Genomic DNA, 19254 nt, shown 5'->3' with positions numbered 1-19254 from the left:
CTGTACTTGCGCGGCGTTGCCAAGCACCATTGTCCGGTTGGCCGCAGTTGTTATTGATTGTGCTCGACCTTATTTATTCTTCCTTCCCCCTTCTTGGTGCGTATTTCAGATATGAGTTCCGCTCTGTCCATCCGGCAGCTAACCAAAACCTACGGCAACGGTTTCCAGGCCCTGAGTGGTATCGATCTGGATGTCGCTGAAGGTGATTTCTTCGCATTGCTCGGCCCTAACGGCGCCGGCAAATCCACCACCATCGGCATCATTTCGACCTTGGTCAACAAAACCAGCGGTACAGTGAATATCTTTGGTCATGACCTGGATCGCGAGCCCGCAGCGCTCAAACGGTGCATCGGCGTGGTGCCGCAGGAATTCAATTTCAACCAGTTCGAAAAGACGTTCGACATCGTGGTGACCCAAGCCGGGTACTACGGTATCCCGCCCAAAATCGCCAAAGAGCGGGCCGAGCAATACCTGACTCAACTGGGTTTGTGGGACAAGCGTGACGTGCCATCGCGCGCGTTGTCCGGCGGGATGAAGCGCCGTCTGATGATCGCTCGGGCGTTGATTCACGAGCCGCGGCTGTTGATTCTTGATGAGCCGACGGCAGGCGTGGACATTGAGCTGCGTCGCTCAATGTGGACGTTCCTCACCGAGCTGAACGAGAAAGGCATCACCATCATCCTCACCACGCACTACCTGGAAGAGGCTGAGCACCTGTGCCGTAATATCGGGATCATCGATCACGGCGTCATCGTCCAGAACATGGGCATGAAGCAGCTGTTGAACACGCTGCACGTCGAGACGTTTTTGCTTGATCTGAGGGATTCGTATCAGGTGGCGCCGACCTTGATCGGTTACCCGGCGAAGCTGGTCGACAGCCATACCCTGGAAGTGCAAGTGGACAAGACTGTTGGCATTACCGCGCTGTTCGGTCAGTTGGCCGCGCAGAAAGTCGAAGTCCTGAGCCTGCGCAATAAAACCAATCGCCTTGAGGAGCTGTTCGTGTCTCTGGTGGAAAAAAACCTGGCGAAGGTGGCGGTATGAGTTCCAATCCTGGCTCCGAGCTGCGTCCCAACCTGATTGCCCTGCAAACCATCGTCTATCGCGAGATCCGTCGTTTCACCCGGATCTGGCCGCAAACGTTGCTGCCGCCAGCGATCACCATGGTGTTGTACTTCGTGATCTTCGGCAACCTGATCGGCCGGCAGATTGGCGACATGGGTGGCTTCACCTACATGCAGTACATCGTGCCGGGCCTGATCATGATGTCGGTGATCACCAACTCCTACGGCAACGTTGTGTCGAGCTTCTTCGGTGCCAAGTTTCAGCGTTCGATTGAAGAGTTGATGGTCTCGCCCGTCTCGCAGCACACCATTCTGATCGGCTACACCCTGGGGGGCGTACTGCGCGGTTTGATGGTGGGCCTGATCGTGACCCTGTTGTCGATGTTCTTCACTGACCTGCAGGTCCATCATTTGGGGATCACGATAGTGGTGGTCGTGCTGACCGCGACGATCTTCTCGCTGCTGGGCTTTATCAACGCTGTCTTTGCGCGCAACTTCGACGATATTTCGATTATCCCGACCTTCGTCCTGACGCCATTGACCTACCTGGGCGGGGTGTTCTACTCGATCAACCTGCTGCCGCCGTTCTGGCAGACCGTGTCCATGGCCAACCCGGTGTTGCACATGGTCAACGCCTTCCGTTACGGCATCCTGGGCGTGTCGGACATCCGCATCAGCATCGCCCTCACGTTCATGGTGGTGGCGACCGTTGTCTTGTACCTGGGCTGTGCACGTCTGCTGATCAGTGGGCGCGGGATGCGTCAGTAGTCTTTTGCTTTACAGGCTGTGTACTCAATCCCCGTGGGCGCGAATTTATTCGCTCCCACGGATTGCGTCAGCCGTAACACCCTCACTTCCTCCTCTCTCTCCGCAAACGCCACTGCCTGCCGACCCACCAGCGCCAATACAGCTGGGTCAGGCCGTATGCCAGTGTGCCAAACACGATGCCTGCCACCACCGAGCCCAGCAAGAAGGGCTGCCACAAGGTTGATAGCTGCCCGCTGATCCACTCCCAGGACAGTTCAGGCGGCAGGTGGCGCGGTGGCAATTGCATCAGCCAGGCACCGATCTGGTACGAGCAATAAAACACCGGAGGCATCGTGACTGGATTGGTCAGCCAGACCAGGCTGACGCCAATCGGCATATTGCCGCGCACCGCGATGGCCAGCATGGCCGCCAACAACATCTGCAAGGGAATGGGCATGAATGCCGCGAACAGCCCGATGCCCATCGCACGCGAGACAGAGTGGCGATTGAGGTGCCAGAGGTTAGGGTCATGCAGAAGACGACCGAGAAAGCGTAAGGATTTGTGTTCCCTGATGCGGGTCGGGTCAGGCATGTAGCGTTTGAATAGACGACGCGGCATAGGGGGTCTCGTCCCGGGTGTGTGGGTCAGTATGCCTAGATTCTGCCCGCATCAAATTCAGACTTTGTGACAATTAATAAAAGCGGGGTCTGGCGGGGTGCGCTAATCCAAAGGGAGGGACTTCTCAAGGACAGACTTATGCGCACAGGGATGGTGGCGCTCGCGCTGGGTCTTTTGGCTATTCGCTTCATGCCGGCATTGCCGCCGTTTTGGCTGTTGCTGTTGATGCCTGTCGTGGCGCTGATGTTGTTGCCGTTTCGCAGTTATCCACTGGCATTTTTTCTGTTCGGCTTCAGTTGGGCGTGTGTGTCGGCGCAATGGGCACTGGACGATCGCCTTCTGCCCCGGCTCGACGGCCAGACGCTATGGGTGCAAGGCAAGGTGGTCGGCTTGCCACAGTCGAGCGACGGTGTGGTGCGCTTTCAGCTCGACGGTGCGCAATCACGTCGTGCCCGGTTGCCTGAGCGTATGCGTCTGGCGTGGTACGGCGGCGCCAATGTGCGCAGTGGCGAGCACTGGCGGCTGGCGGTCAAGCTCAAACGTCCGGCGGGCCTGGTCAATCCTGACTCATTCGATTACGAAGCCTGGTTGTTGGCGCAGCGCATTGGCGCGACTGGCACCGTGGTGGATGGGCAATTGCTCGCGCCCGCACGTTCAGCCTGGCGCGATGCGGTGCGTCAGCGGTTGCTGGCAGTCGATGCACAAGGGCGGCAAGGCGGGTTGGCGGCGCTGGTGCTGGGTGACGATTCAGGGCTGACGCCGGCTGATTGGCAAGTGCTGCAGGACACCGGCACCGTGCACTTGCTGGTGATCTCGGGCCAGCATATCGGGTTACTGGCCGGGTCGATTTACGCGCTGGTCGCCGGGCTGGCGCGTTGGGGGCTATGGCCGCGCCGTTTGCCGTGGCTGCCCTGTGCGTGCGGTCTGGCGTTTGCCGCCGCGCTCGGTTACGGCTTTTTGGCTGGTTTTGAAGTGCCGGTGCGTCGGGCCTGCACGATGATCGGCATGGTCCTGCTCTGGCGTCTGCGCTTTCGCCACCTGGGTGTGTGGTGGCCCTTGTTGTTGTCCCTCAACGCGGTGTTGGTCGTCGAACCGCTGGTCAGCTTGCAACCGGGTTTTTGGTTGTCCTTTACCGCTGTCGCGATTCTGATCCTGGTGTTCAGTGGCCGACTGGGCGCCTGGAGCTGGCTGCAAAGCTGGACCCGTGCGCAATGGTTGATCGCCATCGGGTTGCTCCCGGTCCTGCTCGCATTGAACCTGCCGGTCAGTCTCAGCGGGCCATTGGCCAATTTGCTCGCGGTGCCGTGGATCAGCGTCGTCGTGCTGCCGCTGGCGCTGCTCGGCACCGTGTTATTGCCGGTGCCCGGTATTGGCGAGGGTTTGCTGTGGCTGGCCGGTGGTCTGCTGGGGTGGCTGTTCCAGGGGTTGGCGTGGGTTTCTGGATGGGTACCTGCCTGGATCGGCAGCGCCGTGCCGTGGTGGGCGTGGTGGCTGAGCGTGCTTGGCGGCGTCTTGTTGCTGCTGCCCAAGGGCGTGCCGTTGCGTCTGTTGGGCTGGCCGCTGTTGCTGCTGTGCGTGTTCCCGCCAGTGAAGAACGTGCCCCATGGCCAGGTCGAGGTGATGCAACTGGATGTGGGGCAGGGCCTGGCGATTGTGTTGCGGACGCGCCAGCACACGCTGCTGTATGACGCTGGCCCGCGCTTCGGTGATTTCGATATTGGCCAGCGCGTTGTACTGCCGTCGATACGCAAGACCGGCGTACGCAAGCTCGACTTGATGTTGATCAGTCATGCGCATGCCGACCATGCGGGTGGGGCGCAGGCCGTCTATAAAAGCTTGCCCGTTGCCCGCGTATTGGCGGGCGAGGCGGCCAGTTTGCCGCCGCTCTTGCAGGCTCAGCCCTGTCGGAACGGTGAGCAATGGCAGTGGGATGGCGTGCATTTCTCGACCTGGCGCTGGGAACACGCGACAGAGAGTAACGAGGCTTCCTGCGTACTGCGGGTCGAGGCCAATGGTGAGCGCCTGTTGTTGACTGGCGATATTGAAGCCGGGGCCGAACGTGCGGTACTCGACAGCGGGTTCGATGTGCGTGCCCACTGGTTGCAGGCACCGCATCATGGGAGTCGTAGCTCCTCATCCACGGCGTTTCTCAAGGCGGTGGCCCCCGAAGGGGTATTGATCTCCCGTGGGCGCAACAATGCTTTCGGGCACCCGCACCCGCAGGTGATGGCGCGCTACGCGGCCCTGGCTGTGCAGCCTTATGACAGCGCCGAACTGGGCGCGATTCGTCTGCAACTGGGGGTGTTCGGTGAAGCGCAGGGGGAGCGGGCCCGACGGCGCTTCTGGCGCGATTGATCAGGGCGGTTATTCATCGCGGGGTTCGGCGAGCGGGCGGCCCTATGGTAGAGTGGCGCCACTTTTTTCAAGGGGTCGTCACTGTGTGGGAACTGGTCAAATCAGGCGGTTGGATGATGCTGCCAATCATTCTGAGTTCCATCGCTGCTGTCGCGATCGTCATCGAGCGGCTCTGGACGTTGCGTGCCAGCCGCATCACCCCGCCGCATTTGCTCGGTCAGGTGTGGCGCTGGATCAAAGACAAGCAGCTCACCAGCGACAAGCTCAGGGAACTGCGCGCTGATTCGCCGCTGGGCGAGATTCTGGCGGCCGGTCTGGCAAACTCCAGGCATGGTCGCGAGATCATGAAAGAGTGCATCGAAGAGGCTGCGGCGCGGGTCATTCATGAACTCGAGCGTTACCTGAGTGCCCTGGGCACCATTGCTGCCATGGCGCCGTTGCTCGGCTTGCTGGGGACGGTGCTGGGCATGATCGATATCTTCGGTTCGTTCGTGAACTCGGGCATGACCACCAATGCGGCGATATTGGCCGGCGGTATTTCCAAAGCCCTGATCTGTACCGCTTCCGGCCTGATGGTCGGTATTCCTGCTATCTTCTTCCACCGGTTCCTGCAAAGTCGGGTCGATGAACTGGTGGTGGGCATGGAGCAGGAAGCGATCAAGCTGGTCGAAGTGGTGCAGGGCGACCGTGACGTCGATCTGACCGAGGGTAAAGCGTGAAATTCCGCCGCCGTAAACCGCGGGAGATCATCGACATCAACCTCGTGTCGTTGATCGACGTGGTGTTTATCCTGCTGCTGTTCTTCGTTGTCACCACCACGTTTACCCGTGAGACCCAGTTACGCGTCGAATTGCCGCAAGCGGTCACCGGCAGCCCGGAAACCGATTCGGAACTCAAACACCTGGACATCGCGATCAGTGCCGATGGCGTCTATTCGCTGAACAATCGGTTGCTGCCCAAGAATGATCTACCAACGCTGATCGACGCGCTGCAGAAGGAGTCGGCAGGTGACACGACACTGCCGCTCTCGATCAGCGCCGACGGCAAAACCCCTCACCAGGCAGTTATCACAGCGATGGATGCGGCGGGCAAGCTGGGTTTCAGCCACCTGCGCATGACCACCGTCGAGGCGCCAACGGCTAACTGATGGCGCTGACCGACCGCTTACTCAATGCCTGGTACACCGGCCATCCTGCGCTTGGCCTGTTACGCCCGCTGGAATGGGTGTACCGGCGAGTGGTGCAGAACAAACGGGCGCGCTTCCTGGCTGGTGAAGGCGACATCTATAAGGCGTCGGTCCCGGTGCTGGTGGTGGGTAACGTCACGGTGGGCGGTACCGGCAAGACGCCGATGATCCTGTGGTTGATCGAGCACTGTCGCCGCCAGGGTCTGCGGGTCGGGGTGGTCAGCCGGGGGTATGGCGCCACACCGCCGAGTTTCCCGTGGCGGGTCCGTGTCGGGCAGAGTGCCAGCGAGGCCGGTGACGAACCGCTGTTGATCGTGCAGCGCAGCGGTGTAGCCCTGATGATTGACCCGGACCGCAGTCGCGCCGTGCGTGCCTTGCTCGATGCCGAGCCGCTGGACCTGATCCTGAGCGACGACGGCCTGCAACATTATCGTCTGGCCCGGGATCTGGAACTGGTATTGATCGATGCCGTTCGCGGCCTGGGTAATCGCCGCTGCCTGCCCGCTGGGCCCCTGCGCGAACCGATGGAGCGCCTGAGCAGCGTCGATGCGGTGCTTTATAACGGCGCCGCCAGCGACCGCGAAGACGGCTTCGCCTTTGCTCTCAAGCCCACCGCCCTAGTCAACCTGCGCAGCGGCGAGCGTCTGTCGCTGGATCACTTTCCGGCCGGACAAGCGCTGCATGCGGTGGCCGGTATTGGCAATCCACAACGTTTCTTCAACACCCTCGAAGGGCTACACTGGCAGCCTGTTCCCCACGCGTTCGCCGACCATGCAGTTTATAGCGCGCAGGCGTTGACGTTCACACCGTCGTTGCCACTGATCATGACCGAGAAGGACGCCGTGAAGTGCCGGACCTTCGCCGCTGATGATTGGTGGTATCTGGCTGTGGATGCGGAGCCTTCGGCCGCCTTCGTCTGTTGGTTCGATTCGCAGTTGTTACGCCTGTTGCCCTTTTCGTCACTGTCTCCGCTTTCTCCATAAATAACAGCAGCACCACAGGATTTCTTATGGACACCAAATTGCTCGACATCCTCGCTTGCCCTATCTGCAAAGGGCCGCTCAAGCTCAGCGCCGACAAAACCGAGCTGATCAGCAAAGGCGCTGGCCTGGCCTATCCGATTCGTGATGGCATTCCGGTGATGCTGGAAAGCGAAGCGCGCACCCTGTCCACCGAAGAGCGTCTGGATAAATGACTGCAGTGTTCACTGTTGTCATTCCGGCACGTTTCGGCTCCAGCCGTTTCCCCGGCAAACCCCTGAAAATGATCGCTGGCAAGCCGATGATCCAGCATGTCTGGGAACAGGCGTGTAAAAGCAGCGCTGAGCGCGTGGTAGTGGCCACTGATGATGCGCGCATCGTCGAGGCTTGCCGTGGTTTTGGCGCCGAAGTGCTGCTGACCCGTGACGATCACAACTCCGGCACCGACCGACTGGCCGAAGTCGCCGCTCAACTGGGCCTGGCACCCGACGCTATTGTGGTCAACGTGCAGGGCGATGAGCCGATGATCCCGCCTGCGGTGATCGATCAAGTGGCGGACAACCTCGCTGCGCATCCGGAAGCGCGGATGTCGACCCTGGCCGAACCGATCGATGATGTCGCCAGCCTGTTTAATCCGAACGTGGTCAAGGTCGTGGCTGATCTCAATGGCCTGGCCCTGACGTTCAGCCGCGCACCCTTGCCTTGGGCGCGTGATGCCCTGGCCAAGAATCGCGATCAGTTGCCGGCCGGCGTGCCCTATCGTCGACATATCGGGATCTACGCCTACCGTGCGGGTTTCCTTCACGACTTCGTCAGTTGGGGCCCGTGCTGGCTGGAAGACACCGAGAGCCTGGAGCAACTGCGTGCCCTATGGCATGGCGTACGGATTCACGTCGCCGATGCGGTGGAAGCGCCGCCGGCCGGTGTCGACACCGCTGAAGACCTTGAGCGCGTGCGCCGCTTGCTGGAGGTTTGATGACTTTGCAGGTGCAGTCCGCCGTTTCCCTCAAGCCTTTCAACACCTTTGGCGTTGGCGTGCAGGCCAAAGCGTTCGCCGAGGCCCGCAGCGACGATGAGGTGCGTCAGGCATTGGCGTTTTCGGCTGAACACGGATTGCCATTGCTGGTCATTGGCGGTGGCAGCAATCTGTTGCTGACGGCCGATATTCAGGCACTGGTGCTGCGTATGGCCAGTCGCGGCGTTCGTCTACTTGCCGACGATGGCGAGCAGGTCATCGTCGAAGCCGAGGCGGGTGAGCTTTGGCATCCCTTTGTGTTGTGGAGCCTTGAGCAGGGCCTGTCCGGCCTGGAAAACCTCAGCCTGATTCCCGGCACCGTGGGCGCTGCGCCGATGCAGAACATCGGTGCCTATGGTGTCGAGATCAAGGATGTATTCCACAGCCTGACGGCGCTGGACCGCCAGACAGGCCAGTTGCTTGAGTTTTCCCTCGGTGACTGCGCCTTTGCTTACCGCGACAGCGTGTTCAAGCGCGAAACAGGGCGCTGGGTGATTCTGCGCGTGCGCTTTGTGCTGAGTCGCGCGGCGCACCTGCATCTGGAATACGGCCCGGTGCGTCAGCGTCTGGATGAACAGGGCATCGGTCAACCGACGCCCAAGGATGTCAGTCTGGCGATCTGCGCGATCCGCAGCGAAAAACTGCCGGACCCGGCCGTATTGGGCAATGCCGGCAGTTTTTTCAAGAATCCGTTGGTACCTGCGGCACTGGCTGCTGAACTGAAGCGCCACTACCCGGGTCTGATTGCTTATCCACAGGCCGATGGTCAAGTGAAGCTGGCTGCGGGCTGGCTGATTGAACACGCGGGGTGGAAAGGGTATCGCGACGCGGGCAACGGGGCGGGGGTACATCGCCTGCAGTCACTGGTGTTGGTCAATTATGGTAACGCCACCGGGTTGCAACTGCTGAACCTGGCGCAACGTATTCAAAACGACATCGCCCAGCGCTATAACGTGCAATTGGAAATGGAGCCGAACCTTTACTAAGGTTCGGCTGCGTTTAGGGCTATTCTCTACCCTCACTTTGTTCCTGTTTCATTAGAACCATCAGAATCCCTGAGGCGGACTCGTTCGCTTAAACGCTTTTAGTTAGCTTGCTATCGATACGTGTAAAGCGAGCGACTTGTTGATGCATCCGAACCGAGGACCGTGCGACACGGTCCTGTATTAGCCTGAGCCGATCTGCCTCAGCCAAAGAGCTGAATCCAGAGAAAGATCGCTCGTCTCGAACCCCTGATAAATAGGCGGCGTGCTCCATGATTACCCTGAATCTCAATGGCAAAGATCACCAATTGGATGCGACTGACGATATGCCGCTGCTGTGGGCTATCCGGGACATCGCGGGTTACACCGGGACCAAATTCGGCTGTGGCATGGGCGTGTGTGGTGCCTGCACCATCCACATCAACGGTGAGCCCGCGCGCTCATGTGTCACCCCGATCGGCAGCGTGGTCGGTCAACCGGTCACTACCATCGATAACCTGCACAGCGATCCGGTCGGTCAAGTGGTGCAGCAAGCCTGGCTCGACAACGGCGTGGCCCAGTGCGGTTTCTGTCAGGGTGGGCAAATCATGTCCGCGACCGCCTTGCTCAAGAGCAATCCGGCACCCAGCGATGCTCAGATTGAAGACTATATGGCTGGCAATATCTGCCGTTGCGGTACCTATAACCGGATCAAAACCGCGATCCATCAGGCCGCGACTCACCTGAAGGAGGCCAAGGCATGAGCCAGTCCCTGAACGATTTCGCCCTGAATAATTTGAGCCGTCGCGGCTTCCTTAAAGGTGTCGGCGCAACCAGCGCGCTGGTACTGGCTGCCAGTTGGGGTTGGCAGGATGCCTTTGCCGATGAGAAGAAGTTCGGCGCCGACGGCATGCCGCACGGTTCGGTCGACGACCCCAAGGTCTACGTCAGCATCGATGCAGACGGCACCGTAACTGTGACGTGCAACCGTTCCGAAATGGGCCAGGGCATTCGCAGCAGCCTGAGCATGGTGGTCGCGGACGAACTGGAAGCCGATTGGGCGCGGGTCAAGGTCAAGCAGGCACCCGGTGACGAGGTACGCTTCGGCAACCAGGACACCGACGGTTCGCGCAGCATGCGCCACTGGTATGAGCCGATGCGCCGCTGCGGTGCTGCTGCACGGACCATGCTCGAACAAGCCGCTGCCAATCAGTGGAAAGTGCCGTTGGCCGAATGCCACGCGCAGCTGCATAAAGTTATCCACAAGCCCACGGGCCGTGAGTTGGGTTATGGCGAGCTGGCCACGGCTGCCGGTGCGTTGGCCGTGCCTGCCCGTGACAGCCTGCGCCTCAAGCAGCCTTCCGAGTTCCGTTACATCGGCAAGGAAGCAACGCGCGCCCTCGATGGTGATGACATCGTCAATGGCCGGGCGATTTATGGCGCTGACGTGCATTTCGACGGCATGCTCTACGCCACCATTGCGCGGCCACGGGTGTATGGCGGCAAGGTTAAATCCGTTGATTCCAGCGCTGCCCTGAAAGTACCCGGCGTGATCAAAGTCATGGAAATCGAGAGCAGCCCGCTGCCTTCCGAGTTCCAGCCGCTGGGCGGTGTGGCGGTGATCGCCAGCAACACCTGGGCCGCGATCAAAGGCCGTGATGCGCTGAAAATAGAGTGGGACGATGGCGTCAACGCCAGTTACGACTCGGTTGCTTACCGCAAGGAAATTGAAGCCGCCGCGCAGAAGCCAGGCAAAGTGGTCCGCAGCACCGGTGATATCGACGCCGCCCTGAGCAAGGCTCACAGCACGCTCGACGCGTCGTATTACTTGCCGCATCTGGCGCAATCGCCGATGGAGCCGATGGTTGCCATCGCCCGTTTCCAGGATGGCGTCTGCGAAGCCTGGGCGCCGAGCCAGGCGCCGCAAGTGACCCGCACGCGGATCGCGGACCGTCTGGGCATCCACTTCGACAAGGTCACGGTCAATGTCACCTTGCTGGGCGGCGGTTTCGGGCGCAAATCCAAACCGGACTTCGTGATCGAAGCGGCGATCCTTGCCAAAGCCATGCCTGGTAAAGCGGTGCGGGTCCAATGGACGCGTGAAGACGATGTGCATAACTCTTACTTCCACACGGTGTCGGCGGAATACCTCAAGGCCAGCCTCAATGAGGACGGCATGCCGTCTGGCTGGTTGCACCGCACCGTAGCGCCGAGTATCACCGCGCTGTTCGCACCGGGGGTCAAGAACGAGGGTGCGTTCGAACTGGGCATGGGCTTCACCAACATGCCGTACGCAATCCCCAATGTCCGCCTGGAAAACCCCGAAGCCGTTGCGCATACCCGTGTGGGCTGGTACCGCTCGGTATCGAACATTCCCCACGGGTTTGCGGTACAGAGCTTTATCGATGAACTGGCGGCCAAAGCGAATCAGGATCCGCTGAAATATCAGCTCAAACTCCTGGGTCCGGATCGGCAGATTGATCCACGCACCCTCAGCGAAGAGTGGAATTACGGTGAATCGCCGGAGCGTTACCCGATTGATACCGCGCGTTTGCGTGCAGTGATCGAGCGGGCCGCCAAGGAAGCCGATTGGGGGCGTAAATTGCCCAAGGGTCGTGGTCTGGGCCTGGCAGCGCATTACAGCTTCGTCACCTATGTGGCGGCGGTGATTGAAGTCGAGGTCAAGGATGACGGGACCTTGATTGTGCACAAAGCCGATATCGCCGTGGATTGCGGGCCGCAGATCAACCCGGAGCGGATTCGTTCGCAGTTCGAAGGTGCTTGCGTGATGGGCCTGGGCAACGCGGTGCTGGGCGAGATCAGCTTCAAGGACGGCAAGGTTCAACAGGACAACTTCCATATGTACGAAGTTGCGCGCATGTCGCTGGCGCCCAAGCACGTCGCCGTGCACCTGGTGACCCCTGCCGGTGACGTGCCGTTGGGCGGTGTTGGCGAGCCAGGTGTGCCGCCGATTGCGCCGGCCTTGTGCAACGCGATCTTCGCCGCCACGGGCCAACGGATCCGCAGCCTGCCGGTTCGCTATCAGCTCAACGGCTGGCAGGCGAAACAGGCCAAGGTCTGATGGACAGCGTTGACCTCAATGTCCTGCGCAGCGTGCTCGAATGGCGCCGCGCGGGACACCGCGTGCTGTTGTACAGCGTGGTGCAGACCTGGGGCAGCGCGCCTCGGCCGCCCGGCGCGATGCTGGCCTTGCGCGACGACGGTATGGTCATCGGCTCCGTATCCGGTGGCTGCATCGAGGACGACCTGATTGCGCGCTTGCAGGAAGGGCGTGTTCACGCCAGCGATGGCGTGCAACTGGTGACCTATGGCGTGACCCGTGATGAGGCCGCCCGATTTGGTCTGCCGTGCGGTGGCACGCTGCGTTTGACCGAAGAGTGGGTCGGCGATGTGCAGTGGGTTGTCGAGGTGTTGCAGCGCTGCGAGGATCATCAGATCGTCGCTCGCGAGCTGAATCTGCAGTCTGGCGCTGTCAGCCTGCACCCGGCCAATCGTGAAGAGGGGGTGACGTTCGATGGGCAGACCCTGCGCACAATCTATGGGCCGCGCTGGCGTTTGATGTTGATTGGCGCGGGGCAATTGTCACGGTATGTCGCCGAGATCGCCCATCTGCTGGATTTCGACGTGCTGATCTGTGATCCGCGCAAGGAATTTGCCTACGGTTGGGAAGATCAGCAGGCGCGCTTCGTGCCCGGCATGCCGGACGATGCCGTGTTGACCATCGAGCCCGATGAACGCACCGCCATCGTTGCCCTGACCCATGACCCGCGCCTGGATGATATGGCCCTGCTCACGGCATTGAGTTCCAACGCGTTCTACGTGGGCGCGCTTGGGTCGAGGGCCACCAGCCAGAAGCGCCGGGAAAACCTTGCTCAACTGGGCATGGATGCTGAAGTTATCGGACGTTTGCATGGGCCTATCGGTCTGCACATTGGCAGCCATACCCCCGCAGAAATCGCGCTGTCGTTGATGGCAGAGATCGTGGCCCTTAAAAACGGCATTCCCTTGAAGCAGAAAAGACCGCTCAGCGCAGAGACTGCACATTGAGCACAACCCTCTGCGCGGTGGTACTTGCCGCAGGGCAGGGCAGTCGCTACCGGGCCGTTGCCGGCGCGGATCAGGATAAGTTGCTGGCGCCGTGTGTCGGGCGCGACGGCGTTGTGCGCCCGGTGCTTGAGCAGGTGTTGCTGAGCCTGCAAGAGGCTGTGGATAAAGGGGCTGTGGATAACTGTGTGCTACTGACCCGTCCCGAGCGTCTTGAGGTCATTGAACTGGGACTGCGTTATGGCTGCCAGGTGGAGTTGCTGGCGTCAGGCGGTATGGGCGACAGCATCGCTGCGGCGGTAACCGCTCAGCCCGACCATCGGGGTTGGCTGGTTGTGTTGGGGGATATGCCATTTATCTTGGCCGATACCCTGGTTCGGGTGGTGGGGTCGCTGGAAGACGGATCCATCAGTGTGCCGGTTAGCGCCGGAGAATACGGTCATCCCGTAGCATTCGGCCGTCAGTTTTGCCTGCCGTTGATGGCATTGGCGGGCGAGCGGGGCGCAAAACGCTTGTTTCAGCCTGGGCGGGTTCGGGAAGTGCCGGTCGACGACCCCGGCGTGCTGTGGGACGTTGATACGCCTGCATCGTTGGCGTTCACGCCTTGATTGGCTGAAGTGTCGGGTTTAGCGCCTTCGTGTCCGATGGATAAACCCGTTTCGCAGGCATGAAAAAGCCCCCATCTGCTCGCGCAGGTGGGGGCTTTTTCATCAGCCGGGATTAAGCGAGCGGTTTAGGCTCTTTGCTTTCTTCCAGTGCTTCAGGGTGCAGCTTTACAACTTCTTCAATCGAACGCAGGTTCTCATCGATGACCGGCGCTTGTTCGGTGCTTTCAACGTGCTGGGTCGATTCGACTTCAGCAACGACTGGAGCAGCTTCTACAGCGACAACCTGTGGAGCGTTGGCAGCGGCTTCTTCAGCTTCTTTCAGCAGACGCTCGGCTTCACGCTTGCGACGACGCACTTCGCGAGGATCGTTCGGCGCGCGGCCAGTGCTGCTGACTGGAAGAGCCGGGGCTTCTTCAACGATGGCTTCAACCACTGCTTCAGGTGCTGGTTCGGCTTTGATTTCCGGAGCAGGCGTCACGGGTGCAGGCTGTTCGACGATGACAGGTTCAGCGACGACCGGTGCAGCAGGTGCTTCGGTCGGCAGTTCTGGCGACTCAGTTGCCTGAACCTCTTCCTGAACAGGCGCCGCAGGTGCTTTGTGGTACGACGCTGCCTGCTCGACGACCGGTGCGCTGAACAGCTCAGCCTGAGCGGCTGCTGGTTGTTCAACCGGTGCTGCGAGTTCTTCGCGGGGTACTACAGCCTGGACTTCAACGTCCGGAGCGGCTTCTGCTGCAGTGGGTGCAACGTCTACGGCCTGCGCTTCAACCACTGGGGTCTCGACGGCTGGCGCTTCGGTTGTTTCTACAGCGGCAGTGGCGCGTTCAGCCTGACGGTGTGCATCGGCTTCGGCCGGTGCACTGATCACGCTGCTGGCAACGGCGGCAGTGACTGCCAGACCGGCAGCCAGATCAGAAGTGGTTTCTTCGCTGGTGCTTTCTTCAGCGCCTTCCGAACCTTCCGAACCTTCCGAACCTTCGATCACATTGCCGTTGGCATCACGTTGACGCTCGCGACGGTTGCTGCGACGACGCTGACCACGTGAACGACGACGAGGGCGATCGCCTTCGGCGTCATCCTGGTTGTCATCCTGCAGCAGCTCTTCGTTAGGCAGCACTTCTTCTTCGCTAACGGCTACGGCCTGTTCGGCACGTGGCTGACGCTCTTCACGCGGTGCACGCGGTTGGCGTTCTTCACGCGGTGCGCGCTCAGGACGTTCTTCGCTACGGGCTTCAGCTGGAGCAACAGCATCCAGAGGTTCGCGCAGTTCGCGGACCGGACGCTCTTCGCGTGGCTTGCGATCTTCGCGTGGAGCACGTGGGGCGCGTTCTTCACGAGGCGGGCGAGGTGCGCGCTCTTCGCGAGGGGCTGCAGTTTCTTCGCGCACTTCACGAACTTCACGTGGCGCACGTTCTTCACGAGGGGCACGCTCTTCACGCGGTGCACGTTCTTCACGGGCCTCACGAGGAGCGCGCTCTTCGCGTGGTTTGCGTTCTTCATCGCGGCGGCCAGTACGGCTACGGCTCTGCTGACGACCGTTGCGGCGCTCTTCGGTGCGAGCAGGGCGTTCAGCAGCGGCTGGTTTTTCGACCACGACCGGTGCTGCTGGCTCTTCCTTGGAGGCGAACAGGCTGACCAGCGACTTCACCAGACCTTTGAACAGGCTTGGTTCGTGGGCAACGGGAGCAGGTGTCGGTGCAACGGCAACGGCTTCAACCGGCATCGGCGCGTTGGCACGCGGCGGAGCGGTTTTGACTGCAGCTTCCTGACGAACCAGGGTGCGGGTCGCAGCCGGGGCTGGCGGCACTTCTTCCACTTCAGCGGCAGCCGCAGCGATTTCGTAGCTGGACTGGTTGGTGTGGGCTTCCGGGCTGTCATCGCGCAGACGCTGCACTTCGAAGTGCGGCGTTTCGAGGTGATCGTTCGGCAGGATGACGATGCGAGCGCGAGTACGCAGTTCGATCTTGGTGATCGAGTTGCGTTTTTCGTTGAGCAGGAACGCAGCCACCGGGATTGGCACCTGAGCGCGCACTTCGGCAGTGCGATCTTTCAGGGCTTCTTCTTCGATCAGGCGCAGGATTGCCAGCGACAGCGATTCAACATCACGAATGATGCCGGTGCCGTTGCAACGAGGGCAAACGATGCCGCTGCTTTCGCCCAGCGATGGACGCAGGCGCTGACGGGACATTTCCAGCAAGCCGAAACGCGAGATGCGACCCACCTGGACGCGGGCACGGTCTTGTTCCAGGCTTTCGCGGACTTTCTCTTCCACGGCGCGCTGGTTCTTGGCCGGGGTCATGTCGATGAAGTCGATGACGATCAGGCCGCCGATATCACGCAGACGCAACTGGCGGGCGATTTCTTCAGCCGCTTCCAGGTTGGTTTGCAGTGCGGTTTCTTCGATGTCGCTGCCTTTAGTGGCGCGCGCCGAGTTGATGTCGATGGACACCAGGGCTTCGGTCGGATCGATGACGATGGAGCCACCGGAAGGCAATTCGACGACGCGCTGGAAAGCGGTCTCGATCTGGCTTTCGATCTGGAAACGGTTGAACAGCGGTACGCTGTCTTCGTAGAGCTTGATCTTGCTGGCGTACTGCGGCATCACCTGGCGGATAAAGGTCAGGGCTTCTTCCTGAGCTTCAACGCTGTCGATCAGTACTTCGCCGATGTCCTGGCGCAGGTAATCGCGGATGGCGCGGATGATGACGTTGCTTTCCTGATAGATCAGGAACGGCGCGGAACGATCAAGCGACGCTTCTTTGATAGCGGTCCAGAGTTGCAGCAGGTAGTCGAGGTCCCACTGCATTTCTTCGCTGCTGCGGCCAAGGCCGGCAGTGCGCACGATCAAACCCATGTCGGCCGGAGCGATCAGGCCGTTCAGCGCTTCACGCAATTCATTGCGTTCTTCGCCTTCGATGCGGCGGGAAATGCCACCGGCACGCGGGTTGTTCGGCATCAGCACCAGGTAACGACCAGCCAGGCTGATGAAGGTGGTCAGGGCTGCGCCCTTGTTGCCACGTTCTTCTTTTTCGACCTGAACGATGACTTCCTGGCCTTCGGTCAGGACGTCCTTGATGTTGACGCGGCCTTCAGGTGCTTTCTTGAAGTATTCGCGGGAGATTTCTTTGAGTGGCAGGAAACCATGGCGCTCAGAGCCAAAATCGACAAAGGCAGCCTCAAGGCTTGGTTCGATGCGAGTAATCCGGCCTTTATAGATGTTGGCCTTCTTCTGCTCGCGCGCACCGGATTCGATGTCCAGGTCGTAGAGGCGTTGGCCATCTACCAGTGCAACACGCAACTCTTCGGGTTGGGTTGCGTTAATCAGCATTCTTTTCATGTAGTACCGTCGGTTTCCGGGCTGCCGGAAACGGCGTTCGGCACACACGACTTCTCACGGTCGGTGTCAGGGCGCGTCAGGAGTGGTTGGCCACTCCAGTGTCTAACGAGTTTCGACCAGAGGGGTCGGAGTCGCGACGACGTTTCCTGCTTGCTGTGGTGACAAAAGACACCCTGTCAGCAAAAGCTTTGTCAGGAGGAGGAATCAACCATCGGCAGCGGACGATATGAAGCGTCTTGAATAAAGCCTAGTGCTACACGGTCCGATGGTTGTGCGTCTCCACCCCGCACGTATCCCTGATAATTCGGGTGCTGCCGCGCGCAGAATCCGCAACGGGTTGGCATTTACCGCGGTCTTCGATAGGGAAGATCGCGCATCATTGCTTGAGGCTTTATTTCCGAAGCATTCGCTCTGAGTGTCTGAAAGCGACTGCACTTTGTGAACTGGCCGTGAATATGGGCTCCGAAGGCGAGTGATAACTCTGCGATCTGGCTTGTTTCAGGCCTCATGTCACCTGCGCTCGTTACGTTTCCAGACCTTCCGTTATCCAGCGAAAGCCCCGTCGGACGGCCTTGCGTCCTTGTAATTGCGATGGTCAGGGCCGGTGGTTATACCGTTTGTCCGCTGTCCAGGCCGCTTTTGGCGACGTTCGCGACTATAACAGTAATCATTAAGTGCTTCAAATCCATAAAAATTGTTATGATTTGCGGCATGACGAATATTGCCCCCCCAACCTCCGGCGTCCAGCTGGTTGAGGTTGCGCCGGAACTTGCCGGTCAACGCATCGATAACTTTCTATTCACCTATCTCAAGGGCGTTCCCAAGACCTTGATTTATCGCATTTTGCGCAAAGGCGAAGTGCGTGTGAACAAAGGTCGGATCAAGCCTGAGTACAAGCTGAAAGGTGGCGACATCATTCGCGTCCCGCCTTTGCGCCTGCCTGAGCGTGACGAACCCGTGCCTGTGGCTCAGGGCCTGTTGCAGCGCCTGGAGGCGGCCATTGTCTACGAAGACAAGGCGCTGATCGTGCTGAACAAGCCAGCCGGCATCGCTGTGCATGGCGGTAGCGGTCTGAATTACGGGGTGATCGAAGCCTTTCGTCAGATGCGTCCGGACGCCAAGGAGCTGGAGTTGGTCCATCGGCTCGATCGGGATACGTCTGGCCTGCTGATGATTGCGAAAAAACGCAGCATGCTCCGTCATCTGCATGAAGCATTGCGCGGTGATGGTGTTGATAAACGTTATATGGCCTTGGTCCGTGGCCACTGGGAAACGGCTCAGAAGCGCGTAAACGCACCGTTGCTCAAGAGTAATCTGCGGTCCGGCGAGCGCATGGTCGAGGTCAACGATGAGGGCAAGGAGGCGCTGACACTCTTCAAGGTGCTGCGTCGCTTTGGTGATTTTGCCACCATGGTCGAGGCTAAACCCGTCACCGGGCGGACGCACCAGATTCGTGTCCACACCCTGCACGCCGGGCATTGCATCGCAGGTGACACCAAATATGGCGATGAAGACTTCAGCCGTGAAATTCGTGATCTGGGCGGCAAACGCCTGTTCTTGCACGCCTATATGCTGACCGTGCCGCTGCCCGATGGTGGTGAACTGAAGCTGCAAGCGCCAGTCGATGACATGTGGGCCAAAACCGTGGAGCGTTTGAGTGCGCCCTGATTATAAATTGCTGATTTTCGATTGGGACGGCACGCTGGCCGATTCCATTGGTCGTATCGTCGAAGCCATGCGTACTGCCGCGCATCTTAGTGATCTGGCCGCGCGCGATGACTTTTCGATCAAAGGCATCATTGGTCTGGGTTTGCCTGAAGCGATTCGCACGTTGTACCCCGAAATTTCTCCGACCTTGATGACGGCTTTTCGTGATCACTACGCGCAAAGCTACATCGCGCTGGAGGCCGAGCCTTCGCCGTTGTTCGCAGGTGTTGTGCAGTCGCTCGAGGCGTTTCGTGTTCAGGGGTATCAGCTTGCGGTGGCTACGGGCAAATCGCGCCGTGGCCTGGATCGGGTGCTGAGCGCGCATGGCTGGGAGGATTACTTCGAGATCACCCGTGCTGCCGATGAGACCGCGAGTAAGCCGGACCCTTTGATGCTGCACGAAATCCTTCGGCACTGCGACGTCGCACCCGAGGAAGCGCTGATGATCGGCGACTCATCGTTTGATTTGTTGATGGCGCGCAACGCAGGCATGGATTCGGTGGCGGTGGGTTACGGTGCGCAATCTCTGGCATCGCTGCGCGAGTTCGAGCCGCGTCTGGCTATCGAGAGTTTTCCAGAGTTGCACGCCTGGTTGGGCGTGCGCTGATT

At 60.1% G+C, this 19254-nt stretch carries 17 protein-coding genes and 1 pseudogene; 16 read left to right on the top strand and 2 right to left on the bottom strand.

Annotated features, from left to right (window positions below):
• Positions 1–111 precede the first annotated feature (111 nt).
• Together K0F75_RS09685 and K0F75_RS09680 are read left to right on the top strand one after the other, a co-directional pair.
• Positions 112–1044: an ABC transporter ATP-binding protein gene (locus K0F75_RS09685; protein WP_219061647.1), complete on the top strand. Its 933-nt coding sequence runs from the start codon at positions 112–114 to the stop codon at positions 1042–1044.
• Positions 1041–1832, top strand: a complete 792-nt coding sequence (locus K0F75_RS09680; RefSeq protein ID WP_219061646.1) for an ABC transporter permease — start codon at positions 1041–1043, stop codon at positions 1830–1832. Before K0F75_RS09685 ends, K0F75_RS09680 begins: the two co-directional genes overlap by 4 nt.
• 82 nt (positions 1833–1914) lie before the next feature.
• Here K0F75_RS09680 and K0F75_RS09675 read toward each other — a convergent pair whose 3' ends face one another.
• Positions 1915–2430, bottom strand: coding sequence for a DUF2062 domain-containing protein (locus K0F75_RS09675; protein WP_219061645.1), 516 nt, complete (start codon positions 2428–2430; stop codon positions 1915–1917).
• 138 nt (positions 2431–2568) lie between these two features.
• On the opposite strand from K0F75_RS09675, the gene K0F75_RS09670 reads away from it, so the two are divergent.
• The 12 genes and pseudogenes from K0F75_RS09670 (at position 2569) to K0F75_RS09620 (ending at position 13601) form a co-directional block, all read left to right on the top strand.
• Positions 2569–4785 carry a DNA internalization-related competence protein ComEC/Rec2 gene (locus K0F75_RS09670; RefSeq protein ID WP_219061644.1) on the top strand — a complete coding sequence of 739 codons (2217 nt, stop codon included), beginning with the start codon at positions 2569–2571 and terminating at the stop codon, positions 4783–4785.
• 83 nt (positions 4786–4868) lie between these two features.
• Entirely contained in the window at positions 4869–5504 is a 636-nt protein-coding gene (locus K0F75_RS09665; RefSeq protein ID WP_219061696.1) for a MotA/TolQ/ExbB proton channel family protein, read from the top strand.
• Positions 5501–5932, top strand: a complete 432-nt coding sequence (locus K0F75_RS09660) for a biopolymer transporter ExbD (protein ID WP_219061643.1) — start codon at positions 5501–5503, stop codon at positions 5930–5932. The genes K0F75_RS09665 and K0F75_RS09660 overlap by 4 nt, the downstream gene beginning before the upstream one ends.
• Positions 5932–6954 (top strand): tetraacyldisaccharide 4'-kinase, encoded by a 1023-nt coding sequence (gene lpxK / locus K0F75_RS09655; RefSeq protein WP_219061642.1) that lies wholly within the window; start codon positions 5932–5934, stop codon positions 6952–6954. Before K0F75_RS09660 ends, lpxK begins: the two co-directional genes overlap by 1 nt.
• Before the next feature lie 26 nt (positions 6955–6980).
• Positions 6981–7166, top strand: coding sequence for a Trm112 family protein (locus tag K0F75_RS09650; RefSeq protein WP_058437370.1), 186 nt, complete (start codon positions 6981–6983; stop codon positions 7164–7166).
• Positions 7163–7927 (top strand): 3-deoxy-manno-octulosonate cytidylyltransferase, encoded by a 765-nt coding sequence (gene kdsB, locus K0F75_RS09645; protein ID WP_219061641.1) that lies wholly within the window; start codon positions 7163–7165, stop codon positions 7925–7927. Before K0F75_RS09650 ends, kdsB begins: the two co-directional genes overlap by 4 nt.
• On the top strand, positions 7927–8952 hold the full coding sequence (gene murB / locus K0F75_RS09640; RefSeq protein ID WP_219061640.1) for a UDP-N-acetylmuramate dehydrogenase: 1026 nt from the start codon (positions 7927–7929) through the stop codon (positions 8950–8952). Before kdsB ends, murB begins: the two co-directional genes overlap by 1 nt.
• Positions 8953–9221: 269 nt before the next feature.
• Entirely contained in the window at positions 9222–9692 is a 471-nt protein-coding gene (locus K0F75_RS09635) for a (2Fe-2S)-binding protein (protein WP_219061639.1), read from the top strand.
• Between the two features lie 62 nt (positions 9693–9754).
• Positions 9755–10186: pseudogene (locus K0F75_RS26210) on the top strand (molybdopterin cofactor-binding domain-containing protein); the annotation flags it as partial.
• A 204-nt stretch (positions 10187–10390) separates the two neighbouring features.
• Positions 10391–12010: a xanthine dehydrogenase family protein molybdopterin-binding subunit gene (locus tag K0F75_RS09630; protein WP_374028622.1), complete on the top strand. Its 1620-nt coding sequence runs from the start codon at positions 10391–10393 to the stop codon at positions 12008–12010.
• On the top strand, positions 12010–12996 hold the full coding sequence (locus tag K0F75_RS09625; protein ID WP_219061637.1) for an XdhC family protein: 987 nt from the start codon (positions 12010–12012) through the stop codon (positions 12994–12996). Before K0F75_RS09630 ends, K0F75_RS09625 begins: the two co-directional genes overlap by 1 nt.
• On the top strand, positions 12993–13601 hold the full coding sequence (locus tag K0F75_RS09620) for an NTP transferase domain-containing protein (RefSeq protein WP_219061636.1): 609 nt from the start codon (positions 12993–12995) through the stop codon (positions 13599–13601). The genes K0F75_RS09625 and K0F75_RS09620 overlap by 4 nt, the downstream gene beginning before the upstream one ends.
• A 112-nt stretch (positions 13602–13713) precedes the next feature.
• Here the strand turns inward: K0F75_RS09620 and rne are convergent, their stop codons facing one another.
• Positions 13714–16938: a ribonuclease E gene (gene rne / locus K0F75_RS09615; RefSeq protein WP_219061635.1), complete on the bottom strand. Its 3225-nt coding sequence runs from the start codon at positions 16936–16938 to the stop codon at positions 13714–13716.
• Positions 16939–17649: 711 nt separating this feature from the next.
• On the opposite strand from rne, the gene rluC reads away from it, so the two are divergent.
• Together rluC and K0F75_RS09605 are read left to right on the top strand one after the other, a co-directional pair.
• Positions 17650–18606 (top strand): 23S rRNA pseudouridine(955/2504/2580) synthase RluC, encoded by a 957-nt coding sequence (gene rluC, locus K0F75_RS09610; protein ID WP_219061634.1) that lies wholly within the window; start codon positions 17650–17652, stop codon positions 18604–18606.
• Entirely contained in the window at positions 18596–19252 is a 657-nt protein-coding gene (locus K0F75_RS09605; protein WP_219061633.1) for an HAD-IA family hydrolase, read from the top strand. The genes rluC and K0F75_RS09605 overlap by 11 nt, the downstream gene beginning before the upstream one ends.
• Positions 19253–19254: the final 2 nt, after the last annotated feature.

This window comes from Pseudomonas sp. UMAB-08, assembly GCF_900095225.1.
Classification (GTDB): Bacteria; Pseudomonadota; Gammaproteobacteria; order Pseudomonadales; family Pseudomonadaceae; genus Aquipseudomonas.
This window is presented reverse-complemented; position numbering and strand designations above follow the sequence as displayed.